Origin of the sequence: Falsiroseomonas algicola, assembly GCF_011040385.1 — a bacterium.
Lineage (GTDB): Bacteria > Pseudomonadota > Alphaproteobacteria > Acetobacterales > Acetobacteraceae > Falsiroseomonas > Falsiroseomonas algicola.
Genome location: NZ_JAAIKB010000040.1, coordinates 1 through 4432, shown reverse-complemented (window position 1 = coordinate 4432; position 4432 = coordinate 1). Strand labels below are relative to the sequence as shown.

Sequence of the window (4432 nt, the reverse complement as noted above, 5' to 3'; positions counted from 1 at the left end):
CGCAGACCGCGGCCCTCACCCCAGCCGAAGGGTGGCCGCCTTGCGTCGGAATCAGTGGCCACCTTCCGTCGGAATCATCGGCCGCTTTGCGTCGGAATCCGCATTCCGACTGCAGCGCCACCGAGCTGCGGCGCTTGGCGCGGCGGAGCAAGGACGCCGCCCAGGCCCGTCACCTGCTGGCGCTTGCGGCGATCTACGACGGGGGCACGCGCTCGGAGGCGGCGTGGCTCGGTAACGTCACGCTGCAGATCGTCCTGGGTTGGACGCACTGCGTCCAACGCGGTGCGCTGCAACGCCGAGGGACCGGAGGCGATGATTGACCGCAAGGCGCCCGGCCCGATGCCGCTGCTGAGCGACATGCACCGCCAGTCGCTGGCTGCCCAGATCGATAACGGCCCGATCCCGGCGATCCACGGCGTGGCGGGCTGGCGGCTGTGCGATCTCGGCCAATGGCTGTGCGACGACTTCCGTCTATCGGTCTCACCGCAGACGCTGAGCCGGGAGGACGCGCCCTCGGCTTCCGCAAGCTCTTGGCCCGGCCGAAGCATCATGTCCAGGCGACCGGCGCCGTTGAGGCATTCAACAAAACTTCCCGGCCACGCTGGCAGGCATCGAGCGCGAGCAGGGCATCGTCCTCGACGAGGTAGAGATCTGGTTCGCCGACGAAGCCCGCGTCGGCCAGAAGAACCGCATCATCCGCCGCCGGGCACGGCGCGGGACTAGGCCTTTGGCGCCGTAGAACCAGCGATACGCCTCGACCTACATCTTCAGCGCCGTCTGCCCGCAGGAGGGCAAGGGCGCAGTCCTGGTCCTGCCCTTCTGCAACACGGTCGTAATGAACCTGCACTTGGCCGAGATCAGCGAATAGGTCAGCTCCGGCAAGCACGCCGTGCTGCAGCTCGATCAGGCCGGATGGCACCTCTCCGGCGACGTCACCGTGCCGGAGAACATCATCTTGCTGCCGCTACGGCCGAAATGCCCCGAGATCAATGTCATGGAGAACATCTGGCCGTTCGTGCGCGACGTGATTGTCGAACTGGGTCTCCAATGACCACGACGACATCGTCGCCCTGTGCTGCCACGCTTGGAACCGCCTCGTCGGCCAGCCCTGGCCCTTAATGTCCATCGGCATCCGCGACTGGTCGCATGGGTTCTGATCAAAGGGAGTTGGTATAAGCCGCCTTGATTCCCTCACAGCACCAGGTGGGCTTCCGGCAGCGCTGGCGTTCCTATGAATAGGATCTCAAAGTCGGGGCGTCCATCCCCGGTCCACTCAAGTTGTAGTACGCCCCCGCTATATCGAGCCTGACCAGAGTCGGAAAAGCGGGCTTCGCCGATGAAGGCGAAAGATTGCCTTCCTGCCGTGACTGGATCGGCATCGATTGAACTCAGGTCGATGATGTCACCGTCATGCGCGTCAAAATCGGAGATTACATCGCGGTTACTGCCGCGCCTTGAATCAGCGTCATTGAAGAAGAACAAATCTGGCCCCTGGCCGCCCGTCAAGGTGTCCGCACCGGCTCGGCCAATTAGTGTATCGTTGCCTCCGCCGCCGGAGAGCATGTCGTTGCCCATGCCGCCATTCAGCAGGTCGGCTCCGCTGGCACCTAGAAGCGTGTCTGCCCCTGCGACCCCCAAAAGCGTGTCCCCGCCGGCACGCGCCAAAAGAAGGTTATCCGTGCCGTCGCCGAAGACTCGGCGATGCGCGCCACCCGTCGCCGTCAGGGTGACAGCATGCTGAAGCCCATCGGACGAAGACACAATATTGACTAGCAGCCCGCCGTTGAAATTGCCCAAGTCAAGCAACGTGTCCGTCGTTTTGCTCGAATCCCAGTTGATCGAAAGCCCCTTCAAAACATACGTCTCGCCGACCCAGGTCTGTTCGCGCAGCACAATCTGCCATGGATCGTTGCCCGAAAAGCCACTGGAGCCTCTATAGGTCGGGGTGCCAACGCCACCGCTAAAATTGAGGGTTATGACATCACCGGCTGCCAAATCCCGGAAGACTACGGCATTGCCGTTCACGGCGTAACTCGTCAGTCCTGGATTAACAGCCACAGTAAAGCGATCGAGGCCGGCGCTGCCCGCAAAAACGGGCCGGGACGCTTCGAGGATTAAACTTCCAGGCGAAGTTTCCACTAGCGTGAGGGCGGCGCCCTCGTCGTCACGGTAGTAGATCGACGCGTCTGCCTGGCCATCGCCATCGTAATCGATATTGATATACTCGTGGCCCTGGCGAACCTGTCCTGGGCTGTTGGTAAATTCATTCGTTCCAATAAATACTAAGCCTCCTATCGCAGACAAGTCAATCCTATCCCCGTAATTGAAGTCCGCGATGAATGCACTCACCACTTGATCGAATATGAACCGGTCAATTCCACCGTCGCCGTAGACCTCGTCGTCCGATCCTACCACGATGACGTCACGCCCAGAGCCACCTCGCAGCAGATCTGCACCGCTGCCACCTACAAGCTTGTCGGATCCAGTGCCTCCGAAAAGGGAGTCTGCGCCTAGGCCGCCCAGGAGCGTATCATTGCCTTCGAGGCCGGAAAGCGAGTCGTCGAAATTGCTGCCTCTGATTTGATCATCGCCAGCCGTGCCAGAGAGATATAGCGGCACTCCGTATCGGAAAACGAGGTTTCCCGCGGTTATTGGCTCTAGGGGTACGTGGGATGCAGGATCGTTCGGATCTTGAATCCGGATGCTGCGGTCGGCGATTCTGTCGCCGTCCATGTCAATCTCGATGCCGCCGGGGGTCACGAGGACCTCGCCAGCAATACCCGTGAAGTGATCCGGCGCTAGGCGCAAGAAGGCTGACATGGCCGACAGGTCGACAAGATCTCCCTGCGAAAAATCGACGATCCGGTCGGAGTAAACTGAATCGAGAGTCGCGAATACAAAACGGTCGTTTCCAGCTCCACCTGCAAGCGTATCGGTCCCCGATCCGCTTTGAATCCTGTCATCACCTTCGCCGCCACTGACACTAGACGCACCATCTCCAGCGATAAGGGTATCGTTTCCTCCATTCCCCCCCAGAGTATCGCGGCCCGAACCGCCTATCAGCAGGTCGTTTTCGCTGCCGCCGGACAAGTTATCGTTTTCGCTGCCGCCTAGCAGTGTATCGGCGCCGGCATAGCCGTTAATGCTATCGCCACCAGCGCCGCCAGAGAGGCTGTCGGCACCATCAAGGCCGAGTAGCGTGTCATACCCGTCGCCGCCGGTTGCGACGTCGTCGCCATTCCCGCCATTCAAGTAGTCGGCACCATTTCCGCCGATGAGAGTATCGGCACCATCCATACCAAGGGCAGCGCCGCCAGCAAGGCCCAGCCGTACCACATCATCCCCGCCAAGTGCCTGTAGCGTATCGGCACCGCTAGTCGGCCCTAAGGTCTCCCCGGCGTTCGTTCCATTGATCACTTGGTTGTCGACGACATCGAAGGCGCCTGCACCGATCGGCACTATATAGACGCCGCCCGCAAGCGTCAGCGTGGCGTCGCCGGTCTGCAAACGCAGCCCAGCGGAGCCGTTGTTCAGCGTAATCTTCTCCGCGCGGAGCTCGCTTCCGGCGCCTGAGAACGCAGCTGAACCGATGAAGGTAAGGTCTGACGCGAAGGTGAGTTCGAGCCGATCACCCGGCCGGGCATCGCCGATGACGTCGCCTGCCAGATCAATAACGGTAGCAAATCGGAATATGTCGTTGCCATTGCCTCCGCTGAGCCGGTCTGCCTCGGGACCGCCTATGATAAGATCGTCGCCGTCACCGCCGGCCAGCGTATCCTGCCCCGCGCCACCCGTTAGCGTGTCGGCCCCACCCTGGCCGAAGATCACGTCGAACTCGCTCCCCACGCCGCCAAGCGTCTCCGCAGAGCTTCCGCCAACCACCGTCGCCATAGCCGCAGCAACCCCTCACGTTTAAGTCAGAATCGAGTAGCAACCGGCAAAACACCATACGAAACGATCGTTGTCACGATTTTTTGATGCGCACGAATTGCGAGCCAAATTGTTTCACCTCAGTCGCGCTTCTTTGTTTTTCGATGTTTAGCGAATAACCGATTGAGAACACCGGTTGGGTCGGGTCCGCTGGGCTTATCAACCCCTGCCGAGTTGCCGGACTTGCTGATGCAACCAGCATCGGCGCCGACCGCGCCTTGAAGCGACAAAGATTGCCTGCTGATCCTCCGCCGCCGGCATTCTCAAACTGATGCGGTGGACGGCCCCTGAGCGGCACCGATGTCCAGGCTCGCGGCTGTTGTGGTCAGCGAGCGGAGGAGCGGGTCGCCAGCGAGAATACCACGATCGGTCTGGACATCGCCAAGCGGGCGCCTGAGAGCGTCTAACGAAACCTGCTCTGGCGCGTTGGTGCTGGTATGGCGAAGCCCCTTGTCTCCGATGACCTCTGGGCGGCGGTCGAGCCGCTGCTACCGCCGGAGCG

At 61.2% G+C, this 4432-nt stretch carries 1 protein-coding gene and 1 pseudogene; one reads left to right on the top strand and one right to left on the bottom strand.

Annotated elements, in window-relative coordinates; translation table 11 throughout:
- The first annotated feature begins 86 nt into the window (after positions 1-86).
- Positions 87-1157: pseudogene (locus G3576_RS30795) on the top strand (IS630 family transposase).
- Between the two features lie 34 nt (positions 1158-1191).
- Here the strand turns inward: G3576_RS30795 and G3576_RS30790 are convergent.
- A complete protein-coding gene (locus G3576_RS30790) occupies positions 1192-3891 on the bottom strand; it encodes a calcium-binding protein (protein ID WP_164698305.1) in 2700 nt (899 codons plus the stop codon).
- Between the last annotated feature and the right edge of the window lie 541 nt (positions 3892-4432).

What these genes read in the sequence shown, in the direction of transcription:
- G3576_RS30790 (WP_164698305.1), bottom strand. Translation starts at nt 3,891, where the DNA reads ATGGCGACGGTGGTTGGCGGAAGCTCTGCGGAGACGCTTGGCGGCGTG.